The sequence below is a fragment of the Rothia sp. HMSC061C12 genome, assembly GCF_001815755.1.
Taxonomy (GTDB): Bacteria; Actinomycetota; Actinomycetes; order Actinomycetales; family Micrococcaceae; genus Rothia; species Rothia mucilaginosa.
Window position 1 is genome coordinate 117,025 of record NZ_KV821875.1, and the last position, 18,458, is coordinate 135,482.

The window sequence follows — 18,458 nt, forward strand, 5'->3', positions numbered from 1 at the left end:
CATATTGGGTCTACGGATACGGGTTCGCCCGGTCGGTGCGGTAGATTGGAATGAGCATCACGAATTCTGCGGGGCCGCTGTGCGCATCCCCGCCGTCTTTGTATCCCACTGACTTCTATTTACAAGGGCCACACCATTGATGAATGCATCCGCCGATAAGGTCGGCACAAACTCTGACATTCGCCACGCTAACGCAGCTCTGCTGTCTATTACCCATGAGCTGCCTCCGGAGGTCGTCACGAGCGACTACTTCGATGAGCAGCTGGCCCAAACCTACAAGCGTCTGCGCATGCCGAAGGGCCTGCTGGAGCGTCTTGCCGGTATTAGCACTCGCCGCGGTTGGGCTGAGGGCCAGACCTTCGAGGACGGCGTTGTTGCCGCAGCCGAGAAGGCTATCGAGCAGGCGGGTATTGACCGCTCCCAGATTGGCCTGCTGATTAACGCTTCGGTGACTCGCGATAACTTTGAGCCCGCCGTTTCGGTGGGTGTGCACGACCGTCTGGACCTGCCGCGTCACGCCCTGAACTTCGATATTACGAACGCCTGCCTGGGCTTTGTGAACGCGATGACTGTCGCCTCCACCATGATTGATGCGGGCGCTATCGACTACGCTCTGATTGTCGCTGGCGAGGACCCCTCCCCGTGGCACCGTACCGCGGTGCGCATCCTGAACAACCCCGATTCGACCCGCGAGGATGTGCTGGCTCAGTTTGCGACCCTGACCCTCGGTTCGGGCGCGGCGGCGGCTGTGATTGGCCGTGCTGACCGCCACCCGGAGGGTCACCGCATCGTCGGTTCGGTGTCCCGCGCGGGCACTGAGCACCGTAACCTGTGCATTGGTGGCGAGGCGGATCAGGGCATGAACACTGACGCCGAGGGCCTGCTCAAGCACGGCCTGGAGCTGGTGGCGCAGGCCTGGGAGCAGGCGCATCAGGACGGCTGGGAGTGGAACGACATGACCTCCTACGTGACCCATCAGATTTCTAACGCCCACACGAACGCCATTATTGAGGCGGTCGGTATTGAGCGTGAGCGCATCCCTTTGACCTTCCCGAAGTGGGGCAATGTGGCTGCGGCGGCTCTGCCGATGACTCTCGCCGAGTGCGCGCCGACCTACACGAAGGGCGACCGTATTCTGTGCATGGGTGTGGGTTCTGGCCTGAACACTGCCCTGCTTGAGATTCAGTGGTAACCCGTTAGCCAGCAGCCCTTAACCGGCAACCTATAACCTTTGTGCGGTAGACATTCACCGATTCGATCCGGAAGGATTCCCCCAGCATGCGCCATCTGAACTTCCCTAAGGCTCAGCCCCCGTATAACCCGGAGGAATGGGCGGGCGTGAACCCGCGCTACTCCCACCTTCTGGAGGTGCCCACCACCGCCCCCATTGAGCAGCGGGCGCAGCAGGCTGGCGCGCGCCGCTGGCACTACCTGGATAACCTTCCGGTGCTGGTCGAGCAGGGTTTGGAGCCGATTGGCACGATCCTGTGCGTGCACGGTAACCCGACCTGGTCGTACCTGTGGCGTACCGTGCTGGATGCGGGCGTGAATGAGCGCGCCCCGTGGCGTGTGGTTGCGGTTGATCAGATTGATATGGGTTATTCGGAGCGCACCCACCTGGATTTGGAGGGTGAGCGCCGCACCCTGACCGACCGTATCGCTGACCTGGGTGATTTCACGAAGGCGCTCGGTCTGGATGAGACCGATAAGCCGCTCGTGACTCTCGCCCATGACTGGGGTGGGCTGGTGTCCTTTGGTTGGGCGCTGGAGCATCGTGAGATTCTTTCGGGCGTGATGCTGACGAACACCGCGGTCTACCATGACGGCATTGAGAATATCCCTGCCGCCCTGCGCCTGGCGTTGGGTGTGCACGAGTGGGGTACTCACGATTCGACCGCGTTTATTGATGTGACCTTGGGTTTGGCTCAGAATGAGGGCCGCCTGCCCGCGCCGGGTTCTGCCGGTGCCGGCGCGCTTGATGGTGCCCTGCCGCAGCCGGTGGGCAAGCAGCCTAAGCGCCTGTACCCGAGCCCGCTGAACGAGGCGATTTACCGCACCTACCGTGCGCCGTACGCTCATTCAGCGTGGCGTGAGGGTGTACGTAATTTTGTGGGCGATATTCCGACCGGCACCGATATTCCTTCCTATACGCCGATGCAGCGTATTGCCGAGCAGATCCGTGACCTGGACGTGCCCGCGTTCTTCCAGTGGGGCACGAAGGACCCGGTGTTCCAGCGCCGCTACCTGTTCGACCTGATGGAGCGCATGCCGCAGGCGAAGGTGCACCGCTACGAGAAGGCCTCGCACCTGGTCATTGAGGATTACGATATTGCCTCCCCCATGATTTCGTGGCTTGCGCAGACTTTCGGCACAAGGGAGGATGGCGCTCTGGTGCCCCCGCACAACGTTGAGGCGGAGCATCGTGCCGCTCGCGCACGCCGCCACGGTCTGACGACCGGCGAGGGCGCTACTGCTGAGGGCACCGCCGCTGAGGGTGCTGAGGGCGCTGTTCCCGCGGCGTTCCGCCCCATGCTCGCGGCCCTCACCGAACGCGCCAATGACGCCTCCACCGCCGTGGTGGACATGGACCCCAAGGGCGACGGCACCTCCGTTTCTGTGACCCTGACCTGGGCTGAGCTGAACCAGCAGGTCAACGCCGCCGCAACCCGCCTGCACGCCCTGGGTGTGCAGGCGGGCGATCGCGTGAATCTGATGGTGCCTCCGGGTGCCCGCCTGACCACCCTGATTTACGCCTGCATGAAGCTGGGCGCTGTCATTGTGGTGGCTGATACCGGTCTGGGTATTCCGGGTCTGACTCGCGCGTTGAAGGGCGCTAACCCGAGCTTCCTGGTGGGTATTCCCGCCGCGCTCAGTGCCGCCCGTACCCTGCTGTGGCCGGGTGTGCGTATTTCTGTGGAGCCGCTGGGTTCGGTGCAGGAGAAGCTGTTGGGCGTTGCCGGTTCGGTGTTTACCGCGCCCTCCGCTGACGGTACTCCGGGTGCGCCGGTGCCCACCCCGACCGTGGTGGAGTTCCCCTCCCCCGTGCCGGATGCTGATGCGGCGGTGCTGTACACCTCCGGTTCGACCGGCCCGGCTAAGGGTGTGGTGTACACGCAGCGTCAGCTGGCGGGTATGCGCGACGCCATTGCGAATACGTACGGTTTTGCACCCGGTAGCGGCCTGGTGGCTGGCTTCGCGCCGTTTGCGCTGTTGGGCCCGGCGCTGGGTGCTACCAGCGTGACCCCGACGATGGATGTGACCCGCCCGAAGACTCTGACGGCTTCGGCATTGGCGTCGGCTGCGGCGGCTATTGATGCGTCGGTCGTGTTTGCTTCCCCCGCCGCCCTGGTGAATGTGGTGGCAACCGCCGATGAGCTGAACGCTGAGCAGCGTGCGGCGTTGGCTAAGGTTCAGACGGTTCTGAGCGCTGGCGCGCCGATTCCTGTGCCCCTGTTGGAGGCGCTCTCCGCCCTGGTGCCGAACGCCTCCCTGCACACCCCGTACGGCATGACCGAGGGTCTGCCGGTGACCGATGTATCTTTCGAGATGATTCGCCAGGCGATTGCTGAGGGCACCCCGAACGCCGCCGGTGAGGTGCTCGACCCGTTCGCCCGTGACGGCGTGTGCGTTGGTTTTGCGGTGTACGGTGCGGCGGTTGCCATTGCGCCGCTGCTGCAGGACGGTTCAGTGGCGGATGAGCTGACCCATGAGCCGGGTGTGACCGGTGAGATTCTGGTGTCGGCGCCGCATGTGAAGGACCGCTACGACACCCTGTGGGTGACCGAGGAGCAGTCCATTAGCACTCCGGGTTGGCATCACACCGGTGATGTCGGTCATCTGGACGCTTCGGGTCGCCTGTGGGTTGAGGGTCGCCTCGCGCACGTGCTGCTGACTTCGCAGGGTGTACTGACCCCGGTTGCGGCTGAGCAATCCGCAGAGTCCCTGCCCGAGGTGCGCCGCGCCGCCCTGGTCGCTGTGGGTCCTGCAGGTACTGCCGCCCCGGTGCTGGTCATTGAGGCGTCCGCAAATACTGCCGCTCTGGAGGCGCGCCAGTCAGCATCGGGTCTCAAGCGTGCCCTGCTCGATCGCGTGCCCGGCGCTCGCCGCTTCCCCATTGCGGAGGGCGTGGCTCCCTTCGAGCTGTCGCAGCTGGTGCGTCAGAAGGTTGCCGAGGATACCGGCGTGGAACTTGCCGCGGTGCTGGTGGTGCACGAGCATCCGACCGATATTCGCCATAATTCGAAGATTGACCGCCCCGCCCTGGGTGAGTGGGCGTCGAAGGTCCTTGCGGGGGCGTAAGCGCCTGCCGGATCTCTAAGTCTAAGGAGTATGATGTCCCCTCATTCTTCGCGTGAGTCCTCTTCCCACGAGCCCGCATCCCGCCTGTCTGCGCCCCGCCCGTCTGGTCACCGCCTGTCGACTTCGCATGCGGTGACTTCCCCGACGGCTCGGTTCCGCAAGCCGGCGCAGCCGTTGGCGGCACGCTACGCCGACCCCGCCCCGCGTTCGTTGCGCCCGGTTGAGGAGCCCGATTTCGCGCCGCGTATTGGCGAGCGCATCCTCTTTACCGGTGCGAGCGGCTTGCTGGGTCGTGAGAGCGTGCTGGCGTTGCTGCGTGCCGGCTACGATGTGCGCGTTTTTCAGCGTGGCGATTCGGGTATTGCGGCGCTTCTGCCCGATTCGATTCGCCCGCGTTTTGAGCAGGTGCGCGGCGATATTACGAACGCGCAGGCGGTGGCTCTGGCGATGACCGGCGTGAACGGCGTGGTGCATGCCGCGGCGAAGGTTTCGGTCAGCGGCGAGTGGGCTGATTATAAGCGCATCAACATTGAGGGCACCCGCACCCTGCTGCAGGCGGCACTGAACCATTCGGTGGGTTCGTTCCTGTACATTTCCTCGCCGTCGGTGGCTCATGCCGGTGCGGCGATTGTGGGTGACGGTGCCGGCGTGGCGTCCCCGGAGCATGCGCGCGGTAACTATGCGCGTTCGAAGGCTGCCGCTGAGCTTCTTGCCCTGGAGGCGAACGGCACTGCCCTGCCCGGTGGCGGGGTTTTGCGCGTGGGTGCGTTGCGTCCTCACCTGATGTGGGGTCCGGGCGATACTCAGCTGGTCGAGCGTATTCTGGAGCGTTCCGCCGCGGGCCGTCTGCCGCTGCTCTCTGGCGGTACGGGCCTGATTGACACGCTCTACATTGATAACGCCGCGGATGCCGTGGTACGCGGCTATCAGCGCCTCGACGCTTTTGCGGGCCGGGCGCTGGTGGTGACGAACGGTCAGCCGCGCACTATCGCTGAGCTACTCGGTGGTTTCTGTGAGGCGGTGGGCGTTCCCGCCCCGCGTTTCTCGGTTCCGGCGAAGGTTGCGGCTCTGGCGGGTAAGGTCATTGAGCGCGTCTGGGAGCGTCTGCCAAAGAACGTGACTGCCGGTGATGAGCCGCCGATGACGGAGTTCCTCGCCGAGCAGCTGTCGACCGCGCACTGGTTTGATCAGCGCCGCACCCGTGAGCTTCTGCAGTGGGAGCCCGCCGTGTCGATTGAGGAAGGCTACGAGCGTCTGGGCTTGTTCTACGGGGACAGGTACAGCCGCTAGGTGCTTCTTTTCGGGGTGGCTTTCGGGTTGGCTCCCCCGCCCTTTCCTAAACAAGGTTTAAACGAATGACGGCGTAGCTACATCCCCCGTATGGGAGGAACGTAGCTACGCCGTCATTCGCATATCTAGCGTGAGCTTGTGCCTGTCGTAAGCCTTTACCTAGCGAGAACGCGGCGCCCGCTGGCAGTGCGGGCAACGGTAGGACGAACGGTTCTGGAACGGTTCGCGCACCATCAGGGTTGTGCGGCCCGCCTCCGCGCAACGGTGGCAAGGCTCCCCGGCCCGACCGTAGGCGTTCAGCGAGCGCTCAAAGTAGCCCGACTCGCCCAGCACGTTCACGTACAGGGCGTCGAAGCTTGTGCCGCCCGCCGCCAGGGACTCGCGCAGCACCTGCGTGACCGCCTCCAGCAGTTCGCGGGTTTGGGCGGCGCTGAGGGTGCGTGCGGGCTTCGCGTAGTGCAGCCGCGCACGCCACAGCGCCTCGTCGGCGTAGATATTGCCCACGCCGGAGATGACCGACTGGTCCAGCAGCACCTTCTTAATGCCGCTGGAGGTGCGCAGGAACTTTCGGCGCACCGCCGCGGGGTCGAAGAATTCGTCCAGCGGGTCGCGGGCAATGTGCTTGACCGCCTCGGGGACCAGAAAACGTTCGGGTACTTCGCTCTGCCCCATTTCATCGGGCGCTGCTTTATTCGCTGCAACCGCTGCGGGTGCGTCCGATACCAGCGGGCTGAGGAACATGCCGCCGAAGATGCGCTGATCCACGAAGAGCAACCGCTGCCCGGTGTTTGCCCGGTTGGCGCTCGCCGCGCCACCGGTGGCTCCCGCAACGCTGGTAGCTCCCACCGGTCCTAGCTCGAGCGCCACGCGCAGGTGCCGCGGCTGCTCATCAAAGGCCGCGCGAGCCTCCGCATCATTACCCGAGTCACCATCCAATTCATTGCCAGATTCGCTGCCCGGCTCATCGCGGACGAGCAGCTGACCGCTCATGCCCAGATGCACCACGAGCGCCTCGTCGGCAAGCGTGCCGTCCGCCTCGCTCAGGGTCAGCCACAGATACTTGCCGCGGCGGTAGGCGCCGCGCAGCGCCCTTCCGGTGAGTGCCGCCTCAAAGTGGGCGGGACCGGGCAGGTGTCTACGTAGCGAACGGGCATCGACCACGCGCACCGCCTGCACGGGCCGACCCAACGAATGGTCGGCTAGACCTGCGCGAACGGTTTCCACCTCGGGCAGTTCGGGCATGGTTCCCTCCAATCAGCGGGGCTGCAGAATCAAGAGACCGCAGAGCTAACAAACCTGCAGGATGCTTGAATGAGCCTAAACCAGAACGCGGTACGCCTGCTCAGCGGCAAGACGCTCCGCCTCCTTCTTGCTCGGACCCACACCGGTACCGGCCTGCTGGTTCGCCACAATAGCGACCGCAGTGTACACGCGCGCGTGGTCGGGGCCCTCGCCGGTGACCTCGTAGCGCACATCTCCCCAGCCGCGGGCGGTGGCAAGGTTCAGTAGCTCAGTCTTCCAGTCGCGTCCAGAGTTCAGGACCTTCTCATCGTCGAGCAGCGGCGCAATCAGGCGCAGCACCAGGTCGCGAGCCGCCTCGCGACCGCACTCCAGGTAGGTCAGGCCAAAAATCGCTTCCATGGTGTCGGCAAGGATTGAGTCCTTATCGGCGCCGCCGGTGTGAATCTCGCCCTTACCGAGCAGGATGTACTTGCCCAGGTCCAGGTCGCGTGCCACCTTCGCCAACGCCACCGTCGACACCACCACGTGGTGCAGCTTCACGAGCTCACCCTCGGGCAGGTCGGGGTAGCGTCGGTACACTTCTTCAGCGATCGCCAGGGAAAGCACCGAATCGCCCAGGAACTCCAGGCGCTCATTATGCTCCACTCCGGGGTTCTCGAAGGCGTAGGAGCGGTGGGTTAGGGATAGCAAAAACGTCTCGGCGTCGATATCGACTCCGAGACGTTTACGCAACTCCCTAGTATCAACACTAGGAAATTCAGTCATAAGGATTCACCGCTTCTTAGGCGTCTGCAACCTTACGGCCCTTGTACTCCAGGAACAGGGCGTTGCCTGCAGCGTCGGTTACAACCTTTGCCTGGTGGGGCAGGCTGTAGGTCACGCGACCGTTTTCAACGGTCTTAACCAGCTGGGGCACGGATGCCTTCCACTGGGAACGGCGTGCGCGGGTGTTAGCGCGGGACATCTTGCGCTTGGGAACAGCCACAGCTATCTCACAATCTCTAGTAACAACAATTTAGTTTTCGGTATCTGCACCGAGCAGGCCCTGTAGGGCCGACCAGCGCGGATCCAACACCTCGTGATGATGCCCGGGGTCATCCTCCAGGCGCGCACCGCAATCGGCGCACAGACCCTGGCAGGTGTCCCTACAAACAGGCTGGAACGGCAGTTGAAGGATTACTGCGTCCCGCAGAGCCGGTTCAAGGTCGATGGAATCATCCTCAACGGCGTACTGCTCATCTACTTCGTCTTCGGGGCCGCCAGCCGGGGCCTTCTCAAAGACGAAAAGCTCTTGAATATTGGCCGACATCTCGTAATCAATCGGATCCAAGCAGAGGCTACACTCGCCGTGTACATCCACAACGACGGAGCCGGTAACTAGGATACCATCAACAACAGACTCCATACGAATATCGAGGTCAATATCCGAACCCTCTTCCACGCCGATGAGCGTGTTACCCAGGTCTGCCGGTGCGGGCAGAACCTCAGTGAGAGTTTCCATGGTGCCGGGGCGGTGAATCAGGTTAGTAACCGATACCACCAGCGGCGATGCGTCTGCACGTGAAATGGCGTTTCTCCTTACGAAATGTATAAACCAAAGTCCCATTTTAGGGGTCATTCGCACCGTTAATCAAGATTAAGCGCCTTTTAAATCTCTTTAAGTGGCGCTCACCTCTTAAATATCCCCTTAAGGAGGCGCCGCGCGGCTTTTAATCGGACGGTCGGGGCTACTACTGGGGGACTTAAGTGCCCGGTCGGCGGCACAGCTTGCTGTGCCGTGGGCATGTCGGGCGTGTCGGATGGGTGCGCACAAGGTGGTGTGCGCCTGGGTTGATGAGGCGTTTTCCTAGGCACTCTTCAGGGCGCGGGCGACCGCCTCCGGCACGAAGGGAGTCACGTCACCACCCAGCGACGCCACCTCACGAATAATCGTGGACGACACCGCACCGTAGCGATCCTCACCCGCCAAGAACACCGTCTCAACCTGCGCCAGGTGGCGGTTCATGCTCGCCATCGGAGCCTCATAACTGTAGTCCGTCGCCGAACGCAGACCCTTCACCAGCACCTTCGCACCACGCTCCGCCGCGTACTCGGCAAGCAGCACGCCCGGCGGAATCGGTTCCACGCTCACACCCTCAATGCCGAGCTCCTGCAGAGACTCACGCACCAGCTGCACACGCTCCTCCAGGGAGAAACGGTACTTCTTGGAGCTATTGTGCGCCACGCCCACGATCACCTCGTCAAAGAGCTGAGCGGCGCGGGCAATGATTTCCAGGTGGCCGTGGTGCACGGGGTCAAAAGATCCGGGGCAGAGGGCAATCATGGCGGTCCCTTCACGAAATAAATATCAGACGTTGGAATGAGTAGATGCGGGCGAATTTAGGATGCGGATTAGTGGCATGCGGGCGAGCGCAGGCTGAGGTAGCAATCTTAGGCAGCGAGCTCTTCTGCGTCCTCGCCAGATTCGTTGCCGAACTCGTCGCCCGCCTGTTCCTCAACCTCGTCAGGCTCCACATAGTAGAGAACCGTCTCGCCGTGCTGACGGGTCGAAAAACAGTACAGGCCCTCGCCCCACACCGGCTCCGCATCGCGCGAAGAACGCTCCACCACGACCACGGCACCCTCGGCAAGCTTGGGGGTGAGCGCCTCCAGCAGCTCGCTGACCTGCTCGTTCGGCATGGCGTAGGGCGGGTCAACAAACACCAGATCCCACGGACCGGAGGCGGACTTCACGTAGGTCAGCGCCTGAGACTGCTGCACGCGCGCCGCAGAACCGGTAGCGCCAGAAGAACCGGTGCGGCTCATTGCCTTCTCCACCGCGGCAACGTTCTTGCGGATCACCGCAACAGCCTTCGGGTAGGTATCCAGCAGCGTCACGGAGGCTGCACCGCGAGAGAGCGCCTCGCAGCCCAGCGCGCCCGAGCCGCCAAAGGCGTCCAGCACGCGGGCGCCACGAATAATGTCGTAGCTCTCCAGCTTGGAGAAGAGGGATTCCTTCACCCGGTCGGTGGTGGGGCGAGTATTATCCCCCGGAACCGAGGCAAGGCGAACGCCTCCGGCGGCACCGGAAATAATACGGCTCATAGGTCTCTCCTCTTAACTAGTGCGGTGTGTTGACGTCACGGTTTCAGCGAGTGGTGGGCAAGGCTGGTTGATGGGCGGAGCGGGCAGAGCGTTCTGCCCCGTTGGGCGCTTATCCCCTGCCGAGGAACGCCTCACGGTCAGCGTCCAGAGCACGGTCAATCGTACGCGCCAAAGACGGATGCTTAGCCAGCGTCGGGTCCTTCTCCACCACCGAGCGGGCATCCTCGCGGGCACGCTCAATAATGTCGGCATCGGCGAGCGCCCGCAAGAACCGCAGGGTGCTCTTCGAGCCCGATTGTGCAGCACCCAGAATATCACCCTCACGGCGCTGAGCCAGGTCGATGCGGGAAAGCTCAAAGCCGTCCGTGGTGGAGGCAACCGCATCCAGGCGCTCGCGGGACACGCCGCCCTCCTCCTGGCGGGTAACCAGCAGGCAGGTGCCCGCGTAGCCGCCGCGGCCCACACGACCGCGCAGCTGGTGCAGGCCCGAGATGCCGAAGCGGTCGGCATCCATGATGATCATGAGCGTGGCGTTCGGGACGTTCACGCCCACCTCAATGACGGTGGTGCTGATGAGCAGGTCAATTTCTCCGCGCTCGAAAGCGGTCATGACGGCGGTCTTCTCCGCCGGGTCCATGCGGCCGTGCAGGGTGCCGATACGCACGCCGACGAGGGCGTCCTCAGCACTCAGGTAAGAGTACATTGAGGCGACCGAGGTCAGCTGAACCTTGCCATCGCTACTCGTGCTACCGCCCTGACCGAAATAGCCCTGGGCAGAGTTGCCCGCGCCCGCGCCAGTTCCAGCACCGTTCAGGCTGGATGCGCCAAAAAACGCGGCGCCCTCCTCCATGCCGTCGCCATCCTCCCCGATTTTGGGTACGACAACATACACCTGGTGGCCCGCATCGATTTCTTCGCGGGCGCGCCTCCACAGCCGGGACGCCCAGGCGGGCTTCTCGGCAAGGGGTACCACGTGCGTTGAGATTTTCTGGCGACCGGCGGGCAGGGTGTCGAGCACGGACACGTCCAGGTCACCGAACACGGTCATGGCGACGGTACGCGGAATGGGCGTTGCGGTCATGACCAGGCGGTGCGGCAGAACGCCGTCGGTGCCGCGCAGGCCGTCGCGCTGTTCCACGCCGAAGCGGTGCTGCTCGTCCACGACGACCAGACCCAAATCGTGGAAGCTCACCTCATCGGAGAGCAGGGCGTGGGTGCCAATCACAATCTGGGCGGTGCCGTCGGCGAGCTCCTGCAGAACCTTGCGCTTGGCGCGGGTACCCATGGAGGCGGTCAGCAGGCGCACGCGCACACGGCGGGGTTCATCCCCGCTCCTCGAGGGAGTTTCCTCGGCAGAACCGGCGGCTGAATCGTCAGAGTCTTCGGGCGCCGCCATATCCCCCAGGATGTCCAGCACCGAACGCAAATGCTGCTCGGCAAGCACCTCGGTCGGGGCGAGCATCGCGGACTGGCCGCCCGCATCGGCCACCTGCAGCATGGCGCGCAGAGCCACCACGGTCTTACCGGAACCCACATCACCCTGTAGCAGGCGGTTCATGGGCGATTCACTCGACAGATCGGCGGCAATCTCAGCGCCCACCTTCTGCTGCCCCTCGGTTAGCTCGTAGGGCAGAACCTGAAGCAGCTGATCGGCGAGTCCACCCTCCACGGCGGGGCGCGGCTGGGTCAGGTGCGCGGCACGCGCCGAATGCAGGCGGGCGAGCGCGCTCTGCAGCACGAACGCCTCACGGTAACGCATCTGCGCCTGCGCGGCACGCCAGGTGTCCTCCGAGTCGGGGGTGTGCAGGGCGCGGTACGTCCACTCTAGGGACGGCACCTTGCGGGCGCAACGAATCGTGTAGGGTACCGGGTCTTCAAGTTCTTTGAGCGGCACCTTTTCGAGCAGCTGCGCCATGTAGCCGCTAATGCGGTCGGTGGGCAGCTTCACGGGGGCACGGTAGACGGGCACGGGGGCGGTGGCGGCGTCGGTAACGTCCGCGCCGGAGGCGTCCTTCGAGAGCAGGGCGTAGTGCGGGTTGGTGAGGGTGTATTCGCCGCGGTAGATGCCGACCCTGCCGGAGAACATCATGGTTTCGCCCTCGCGGATTTCGCGGGCGGCGGTCCAGGCGTTGAAGAAGGAAAGCTTCATCTGCGAGCCAATGAACACGCCCGCGCCGGGGTTCGTCATGCTGGGCGCGGGCACGCCAAAGAGGCCTCCCTGCGCGAAATCATCCTGGCCGTAGCTATCTGCGTAGCCGCTGTAGGAGGCGGGCTGTGCTCCCCTGCCCTGTGCACTGGGATTCTGGGCAGCTGGGTTCTGAGCTGCGGGAATCTGGGCAACTGGGCTCTGCCTGGAGTTAGCGAGCGCGTTAATGCGCGGGTTGTGCATCCCGGTCGCCTGCCAGTTCTGCGCGGGCACGCCGGATACTCTGGATGCACCGGATACGCTGGATGCGCCGGGGCGGTTAGCGCGTCCGGGTACGACGGATACAGGGCCGCCAGCCCCAAAACCAGTGGCACCAAAACCTGCGGGTGCGTCCTGCCCGGTGGCGTCGGAAAGCCGGTCGGTGATGGTCACTTCCGTGATTTTGCCGCGGCGTGCCGCCATGGTTCGGGTGCTCACGTGCACCACGCGGGCAATGATGGTGACGTCCTGGCCCTCAACGAGTTCGGCGAAGGAGCTGAGCTCACCGCGCGGCAGGTACTTGCGCGGGAAGTATTCGAGCATCTCCCCGACGGTGTGCAGGCCCAGGTGCGTGGAGATTGCCTTGGCGCTGGGCGCGGGCAGGTACTTTTTGAGCGGCGCGTTTTCGATGCGGTCTTCGGAGGCGTAGCGCGCCAGGGCACGGCTCTTAGCCTCCGCGGCGGCTGATGCGGGCTTCTCAGCCGCGACCTTCGCAGTAGTTACCTTCTTTGCGGAAGCTTTCTGGGCTGGGATTTTCTTTGCAGGAGTTGCCTTCTTCGCTACAACCTTTTTAGGTGCAGACTTTTTGAGTACAGGCTTTTTGGGTGCAGGCTTTTCAGCTTCTGCCTCGGGCTCGATCTTCTTCGGCGCGCTCTTCTGCTTGCCCTCTTCGCTTGCCTTCGTTACCTTTTGCGGGCGCACCGAAGTAGCCCGCGCGGCAATTTCGCTCTCCTGCGGGCTCGGTTCGTTCTGAGTTAGTTCCTTCTGAGCTGGCTTCTTCTGAACCGGCTTCTTCTGAGCGGGTGCTTTCCGGGCAGGTTCCCCCGGCTGATGTACTTCCGGCTGTTTTAAATCCGGTTGCGTTGCCTGCCGCGCCGCCAACGCGATATCGACCAGCTCGTAGATAGCGTCGTCGGTCATGGTGTGCGCGGCGGGACCCAGCGAATGCTTGAGCGTTTTGAGCGCCTTACGGTAGGGGGCGCTGGCGCGCTGTGCCGCGCGTTCGCTCAGCTCGGCACGGCTTACCTCACCTCGGGCGTAGGCGGCAAGATCGCGCACGGTCAGCTCGGCGGTGGTGCGGAGCTGTTCATCGCTCAGTAGCGGCGCATCCTTTTTCCGCGGCTGGGCTCGGGTCGTAGAATCAGCACGGGTCGCAGAACCGGCACGGGCAGGCTCCACAACCGTTGAATCTACGGGCTCAGAATCTACGGGCTCAGAATCTACGGGCTCACCCTGCGCTACCTCAACCTTCGCGGGTTTAGTATTTGTCGGCTTAGTTTTGGCGGGAGCAGGCTCAGGAAGCCCCAAGTCCAGGGCTTCCTGTTGTGGATTTACGGAACGTCGGGCGGGGCTCATGCGCCGCCCTCCGCGCCGCACGCGTGGTCGGCGTGACGACCATCCGCCAGGGAGGAAATACGCTCATCCGACCACTGACCGTAGCCCATAATCAGCTCGCGGGCGGGGTCGATGTCGGGCACGTGCACGTGCAGCGCCCAGAGTCCAGCCGCCATGTCCAGGGGCGTAATGAGCAGGCTGTCGCCCATGGCTTCAAGCTCCGGGCGCAACTGCGCCAGGGCGAGGGGCTCACAGGTCAGCGTACCCATAAGCTCCCAGCCGCTCTGCCCCTCACTTTCTGCGTGCTCGGCAGGTTCAGCGTCCGCCTGTTCAGAACCCACTCGTGCCGCAGAACCAGCTACAGAAGTCACACCGGCAGAGGGCGCACGCAGCATGGACTCCACCTGCGCCTCGTTCAGGGTCGCGCCTTCCCAACGCGGGTTGGAGTGCACCACGGCAAGGTAGAAGCCGAGCGCGCCGGCGTCCACGAAACCGGCAAGCTCGGGCGAGGGCGGGAACTGCGCGGTACGTTCCAGAGCGGCACGCATCAGCGCACGTCGACGCTCTTTCAGCACCTCGTCAGCAGCTTCTGCGTCCTGCGATGCTTCATAGTGTGCGTCCAGGCGGGCGAGCTCCACCATAACCGACAGCATCGTGGAGGGCACCATCTGCTCCCCCACACTGGCGCGAATACGCTCAGCCGCGAACGCCATCGCGCGCGCCTCCGCGTGGGCGTACTCCAGCTTCACTTCGCGGTGCTTCGGCAGGGAACCGCCAGCCAGCACACGCTCGTAGTCTGTTTCCAGGGTGCGCACGAGCGGCAGCTCATCGCCTGCGTCGCCGAGCTCCCGAGCGAGGTTTCCGGGCAGGAACCAGTAGCTACGCACCGCCTCCAGCGCCCAAGCGCAGAGCAGAGTACCGGAGTTGCCGCGCGCCACGCGGGATGCGCGCATAATCGCGTGCTCGTAAATATCACCGAGCTGAACCCACAGGTGGGCGAGGGTTTCCTCTTCGGAGGTGCCCGCCGCCTCGGGCACGCACGCGCCCTCCCCGCCAGGATTTTTGCCGGCGGGAAGAACCTCGCTGGGCAGAACCTTACGGGGCAGAGCCTCACTGGGCAGAACCTGTTCCATGCCCCGCTCAAACTCTTCGGTCAGGGTCAGCAGGGTGTGGGCGATATTGGAGCCGGTGTCCTTATCGGGCACAGGGAACCCGTTGAGCTCGTTGAGCGCCTCGCGGTAGCGTTCGATGGTGGTGCGGGCGGCGGTGGACCACGCTACGCCGAAGCGGTAGGCGCGCACGCAGGCGCGGCGGTAAATCTCGCGTTCTTCGGTGCGCTGGTTCTGTTCTGCGTTCACGCTACCCTCCTCGTCGGTTTCGTCAGTTTCGCGTGGTTCTCGGCTGAGTTTGTGGCTAGTTCCCGACTGATTTCCCGGTTAGTTCCCGACTGATTTCTCAGCGCCCGCGGCACGGGCGGGATCCAGCCTATTTCGTACTTCTATTCTAGGCAATTTCGGTTAAATGTACGGTATTGCCCGTCGTCTATCCTGCGGGATGAAAGCACGGAGGATGAAAGCACGGACTAAACTTACAAGCCGCACGCACCTCGCGACACTCGGTGGAGCTCCTACGCAGAAGCTCCTACGCAGAAGCCCCGTAGTGTTCCCAGCCCATGCCGTCCAGGGAGCGGCCGTCCATGACGACCGCCGCGCCGGTCACCGCATTGTGGCGGCGTTCGGCACCGTAGAGCTCGGCGCTCAGACCGCGCTCCGGGGCGTCCGCAACGCAGGTGCCCAGGGGCACGAACTCTTCGGGCACCTCACCGGGGAAGGTCGCCAGCAGGCCGTGGTCTTCTCCACCGACCAGCACGAAGGTGCGCGCCAGGGATGCGGGGCTCTCCCCCGCCTCGTTGCGCTCACCAATCGCCAACAGCAGGCGCGCCAACGGTAGCAGCGGCTCGGCGAACGCATCCACGGCGGCACGGTCGAGGCGCATCTGCACCCCGGAGGCGGCGGCAACTCGCCCGGCGTCCTTTACGAGTCCGTCAGAAAGATCCAGCATGGAGCTTGCCTGATGCTGGCGCGCCACCTCACCGGCGGGGATGGGGCTGACCGGGTGGTGCTGCGATGCGACGGCGCGCTCGCAGACCGCAATCATGTGCGCGGCGTCTTCGGGGGTGAGGGTGCGGGCAAGCTCGATGAGCCCCTCGGGAAGAGCAACAGCCGATCCCTCGCCCTGCTTTTCAATCTGCTTCTGAGCCCACGCCTGTCCCACCGCATCCAGCGCCGCTTCGACTTCCTGGCCTGCGGCGATGGCACGCAACAGTGCCGTGGCGGGCAGAGAGAGCGGGTTGAGTAGCAGGCGCAGACCGGCATCGGACCAGGCGGTACGCCCCGCCAGGGCGATAGTGTCGCCGGGGCGCGCGCCGGAGCGTAGCACGGCGCGGTCCGTGTAGCCGAGGGCGGTAACGGTCACCGACATTTCGGTGGAGTCGCCAATATCGCCGCCGCCAATCACGCATTCGGTGGCTCCGCAGGCGTTGATTCCGTCCACAATGCCGTGGGCGAAGCCGTCAATCCAGCCGTAAGGAGTGCTACCGGGCAGGCTCAAGGAGATGAAGAGGCTCGCCGGGCGCGCACCCATAGCGGCAACGTCGGCGAGGTTCTGGGTCGCGGCTTTGCGCCCCACATCGTAGCCGCTACTGCGGGCGGGTTCCAGATTGAACTCACCGTCTTCGCCCGCCCGTGCGATACCGCCGGGCCAGAGGTTCATAAAGTCTTGGTCCTCAACGAGAGTGTCGGTGGTGACCACGGTACGCTGACCGGGCGCGGGCTCGGCGAGAACGGCACAGTCGTCGCCGGGGCCCACCTCGAGGGGTTCGATGCGCCCCGCCTGGCGTGCTGCAGCGGCAACCTGCTCGTTGTGGGCGTTGATAATCGGCATGAAAGCGCGCAGAACGCGGGACTCCCCCAGCTTTGAGAGAGGTGTCTCTCGCATGGGGTTGTCCCGCGTTTCGCTAAAAGTCTGAGGATTCACATCCTCTATTATCGCGTATTCTTACGCGTTATGTTTGCCTTATGCTCCGCGGCTGAAGTAGCGGATTGCCAGAGCAATCAGCACCAGACCGATGAGTGAGAAGAGGATCAGCGGTGCAATGCCGGAAAGTCCGGAATCGTCCGCGTCCGCATTCTTCACGGCCTGCTCCTGGGCGGCGTTCGCGCCGTCAGCCTTTGCCACGCTCTTTGCGGATCGGCTGGCGCTAGCCGAGGTGGAGGAGCTAGGCGACTTCGAAGCCGATACCGAGCTTGAGGAGCTCGAGGGGCTTACCTCGTGGGAGTGGTCCTCGTCGGTCTTATTGCGCGAGAGGTATCCAGCAACCCAGTCTGCCGCACCCGGGATGGAGTCATTCGAGCCGTTATTGGCTGCAATTCGTCCAAGGGTGGTACCGCCGGAACGCAACGGATCGTCATCGTCGCCATCAAGCCTGTCATTCGGTGCCTTGGTGCTCGGTGAAGAGCTTGAAGATCCTGAAGAGGAACTTGAGGATTCAGAGGAGTTGCCCGGTCGCGGAAGCTCAATGGAGATGACGACATCTTCCCCAGAGACTTCCTGACGATTGCCGGGGACGGTCACCGGGTTGTTCGCCGGAGGAATCGGAGCAACAGGTTCGGTCTCGATCGGGGTAACCGATTTGGAGTCCGAGCTGTCCTTGTTATCCTCTACCGGAGCTACGGGAGCTACCGGAATCACGGGGATGACCGCGTCCTTGGTCGGCTCGTTAGTCGGCTCCTGCTTAGCTTCCTTGGAGGGCTCCTGAGTCGGATCCTGAACCGGGGCCGGGACGACCGGAACCTGAGAGGGCTCCTGGGTCGGCTCGGGAGTTACGTCCTTAGTCGGCTCGGGAACCGGGACGGGATCCTGGGTCGGCTCCGGGTTCGGTTCCGGAGTGGGGTCCTCAGTCGGCTCCGGGGTCGGTTCGGGAGTTACGTCCTTGGTCGGTTCAGGAGCGGGCTCCGGATTCGGTTCCGGTGTGGGGTCCTGAGTAGGCTCGGGAGTAGGTTCAGGGGTAGGTTCCGGAGTCGGATCCTGAGTGGGCTCCGGGGTCGGCTCGGGAGTTACGTCCTTCGTCGGCTCGGGAGTAGGTTCAGGGGTGGGCTCTACCGTAGGCTCAGGAGTTGCATCCTTGGTGGGCTCCACAGTAGGCGCAACGGTCGGCTCCGGAGTGGGAGCAACAGTAGGTTCTGCCGTCGGCTGGACCGTAGGCTCTGCAGTCGGAGCTACAGTCGGCTCAGCCGTCGGAGTTGCGGTAGGAGCAACACTCGGTTCGGCACTTGCGCTAGGAGCTACGGTCGGCGTAGCGGTAGGTTCAGCGGTTGCATCCTTAGAGGGCTCTACGCTAGGACTCGCCGTAGCACTCGGGCTTGCAGTCGCACTAGCAGAAGCGGTGGGCTCGGCAGTAGGCTGCGCGGTAGCGTTCGCATCCGGGCTGGGCGTAGCACTTGCGGAAGGCTCAGCACTAACAGTGGGCTGAGCACTCGAAGAAGCGCTAGGCTGAGCGGTGGGCTCTGCCTGCGCTTTGTCAGTCTTATTGTCCCCCTGAGCGGTGGGCCATGCGCTCACGGTTGCGAGCGTGGGTACTGCCGTCTGAGAGGAAGATGCCGCGTTTGCGGTGGGGTCCAGGGTTTGGCTTGCGGTGCCGACAGGGTTGGGCGGAACCTGAGACGCTGCCTCCTGCACATCTTGAGCAAATGAGGCTACGTATGGACTTCCGGAAGCAACCAGTGCTGTCGCCAGACTCGCAGAG

13 protein-coding genes are annotated in these 18,458 nt (G+C 63.9%); 3 read left to right on the forward strand and 10 right to left on the reverse strand.

What is annotated here, in order from left to right:
• The first annotated feature begins 139 nt into the window (after nt 1-139).
• The 3 genes from HMPREF3055_RS07550 (at nt 140) to HMPREF3055_RS07560 (ending at nt 5,589) form a co-directional block, all read left to right on the forward strand.
• Nucleotides 140-1,192, forward strand: coding sequence for a 3-oxoacyl-ACP synthase III (locus HMPREF3055_RS07550; RefSeq protein ID WP_049352453.1), 1,053 nt, complete (start codon nt 140-142; stop codon nt 1,190-1,192).
• Between the two features lie 86 nt (nt 1,193-1,278).
• Complete coding sequence (locus tag HMPREF3055_RS07555; RefSeq protein ID WP_070738768.1) at nt 1,279-4,299, forward strand: alpha/beta fold hydrolase; 3,021 nt, start codon at nt 1,279-1,281, stop codon at nt 4,297-4,299.
• Nucleotides 4,300-4,332: 33 nt separating this feature from the next.
• Nucleotides 4,333-5,589, forward strand: a complete 1,257-nt coding sequence (locus tag HMPREF3055_RS07560; RefSeq protein ID WP_070738769.1) for an NAD-dependent epimerase/dehydratase family protein — start codon at nt 4,333-4,335, stop codon at nt 5,587-5,589.
• Between the two features lie 159 nt (nt 5,590-5,748).
• Here the strand turns inward: HMPREF3055_RS07560 and mutM are convergent, their stop codons facing one another.
• The 10 genes from mutM to HMPREF3055_RS09515 all read right to left on the reverse strand — a co-directional run bounded on the left by mutM (nt 5,749) and on the right by HMPREF3055_RS09515 (nt 18,391).
• The gene (mutM, locus tag HMPREF3055_RS07565) at nt 5,749-6,831 is read right to left on the reverse strand and encodes a bifunctional DNA-formamidopyrimidine glycosylase/DNA-(apurinic or apyrimidinic site) lyase (protein WP_070738770.1); all 1,083 of its coding nucleotides are present in this window, start codon (nt 6,829-6,831) and stop codon (nt 5,749-5,751) included.
• Nucleotides 6,832-6,906: 75 nt separating this feature from the next.
• Nucleotides 6,907-7,596 carry a ribonuclease III gene (rnc, locus tag HMPREF3055_RS07570; protein WP_070677266.1) on the reverse strand — a complete coding sequence of 230 codons (690 nt, stop codon included), beginning with the start codon at nt 7,594-7,596 and terminating at the stop codon, nt 6,907-6,909.
• A gap of 16 nt (nt 7,597-7,612) precedes the next feature.
• On the reverse strand, nt 7,613-7,816 hold the full coding sequence (gene rpmF / locus HMPREF3055_RS07575; RefSeq protein WP_005505656.1) for a 50S ribosomal protein L32: 204 nt from the start codon (nt 7,814-7,816) through the stop codon (nt 7,613-7,615).
• A gap of 30 nt (nt 7,817-7,846) precedes the next feature.
• Nucleotides 7,847-8,455 (reverse strand): YceD family protein, encoded by a 609-nt coding sequence (locus HMPREF3055_RS07580; protein WP_012903341.1) that lies wholly within the window; start codon nt 8,453-8,455, stop codon nt 7,847-7,849.
• Between the two features lie 222 nt (nt 8,456-8,677).
• On the reverse strand, nt 8,678-9,154 hold the full coding sequence (coaD, locus tag HMPREF3055_RS07585; protein ID WP_049337936.1) for a pantetheine-phosphate adenylyltransferase: 477 nt from the start codon (nt 9,152-9,154) through the stop codon (nt 8,678-8,680).
• Nucleotides 9,155-9,261: 107 nt separating this feature from the next.
• Complete coding sequence (rsmD, locus tag HMPREF3055_RS07590; protein ID WP_070738771.1) at nt 9,262-9,915, reverse strand: 16S rRNA (guanine(966)-N(2))-methyltransferase RsmD; 654 nt, start codon at nt 9,913-9,915, stop codon at nt 9,262-9,264.
• A gap of 109 nt (nt 9,916-10,024) precedes the next feature.
• Nucleotides 10,025-13,675, reverse strand: coding sequence for an ATP-dependent DNA helicase RecG (locus tag HMPREF3055_RS09145; protein ID WP_083318024.1), 3,651 nt, complete (start codon nt 13,673-13,675; stop codon nt 10,025-10,027).
• A complete protein-coding gene (locus HMPREF3055_RS07600; protein ID WP_070738772.1) occupies nt 13,672-15,012 on the reverse strand; it encodes a DAK2 domain-containing protein in 1,341 nt (446 codons plus the stop codon). The genes HMPREF3055_RS09145 and HMPREF3055_RS07600 overlap by 4 nt, the downstream gene beginning before the upstream one ends.
• 283 nt (nt 15,013-15,295) lie before the next feature.
• Nucleotides 15,296-16,651, reverse strand: coding sequence for a thiamine-phosphate kinase (locus tag HMPREF3055_RS07605; protein ID WP_070738773.1), 1,356 nt, complete (start codon nt 16,649-16,651; stop codon nt 15,296-15,298).
• A 78-nt stretch (nt 16,652-16,729) separates the two neighbouring features.
• On the reverse strand, nt 16,730-18,391 hold the full coding sequence (locus HMPREF3055_RS09515) for a hypothetical protein (protein WP_305793675.1): 1,662 nt from the start codon (nt 18,389-18,391) through the stop codon (nt 16,730-16,732).
• Nucleotides 18,392-18,458: the final 67 nt, after the last annotated feature.

Bases quoted from the DNA above. Each gene is read 5' to 3' on its own strand.
- HMPREF3055_RS07550 (WP_049352453.1), top strand. From the start codon at position 140: ATGAATGCATCCGCCGATAAGGTCGGCACAAACTCTGACATTCGCCAC.
- HMPREF3055_RS07555 (WP_070738768.1), top strand. From the start codon at position 1,279: ATGCGCCATCTGAACTTCCCTAAGGCTCAGCCCCCGTATAACCCGGAG.
- HMPREF3055_RS07560 (WP_070738769.1), top strand. From the start codon at position 4,333: ATGTCCCCTCATTCTTCGCGTGAGTCCTCTTCCCACGAGCCCGCATCC.
- mutM (WP_070738770.1), bottom strand. From the start codon at position 6,831: ATGCCCGAACTGCCCGAGGTGGAAACCGTTCGCGCAGGTCTAGCCGAC.
- rnc (WP_070677266.1), bottom strand. From the start codon at position 7,596: ATGACTGAATTTCCTAGTGTTGATACTAGGGAGTTGCGTAAACGTCTC.
- coaD (WP_049337936.1), bottom strand. From the start codon at position 9,154: ATGATTGCCCTCTGCCCCGGATCTTTTGACCCCGTGCACCACGGCCAC.
- rsmD (WP_070738771.1), bottom strand. From the start codon at position 9,915: ATGAGCCGTATTATTTCCGGTGCCGCCGGAGGCGTTCGCCTTGCCTCG.
- HMPREF3055_RS09145 (WP_083318024.1), bottom strand. From the start codon at position 13,675: ATGAGCCCCGCCCGACGTTCCGTAAATCCACAACAGGAAGCCCTGGAC.
- HMPREF3055_RS07605 (WP_070738773.1), bottom strand. From the start codon at position 16,651: ATGCGAGAGACACCTCTCTCAAAGCTGGGGGAGTCCCGCGTTCTGCGC.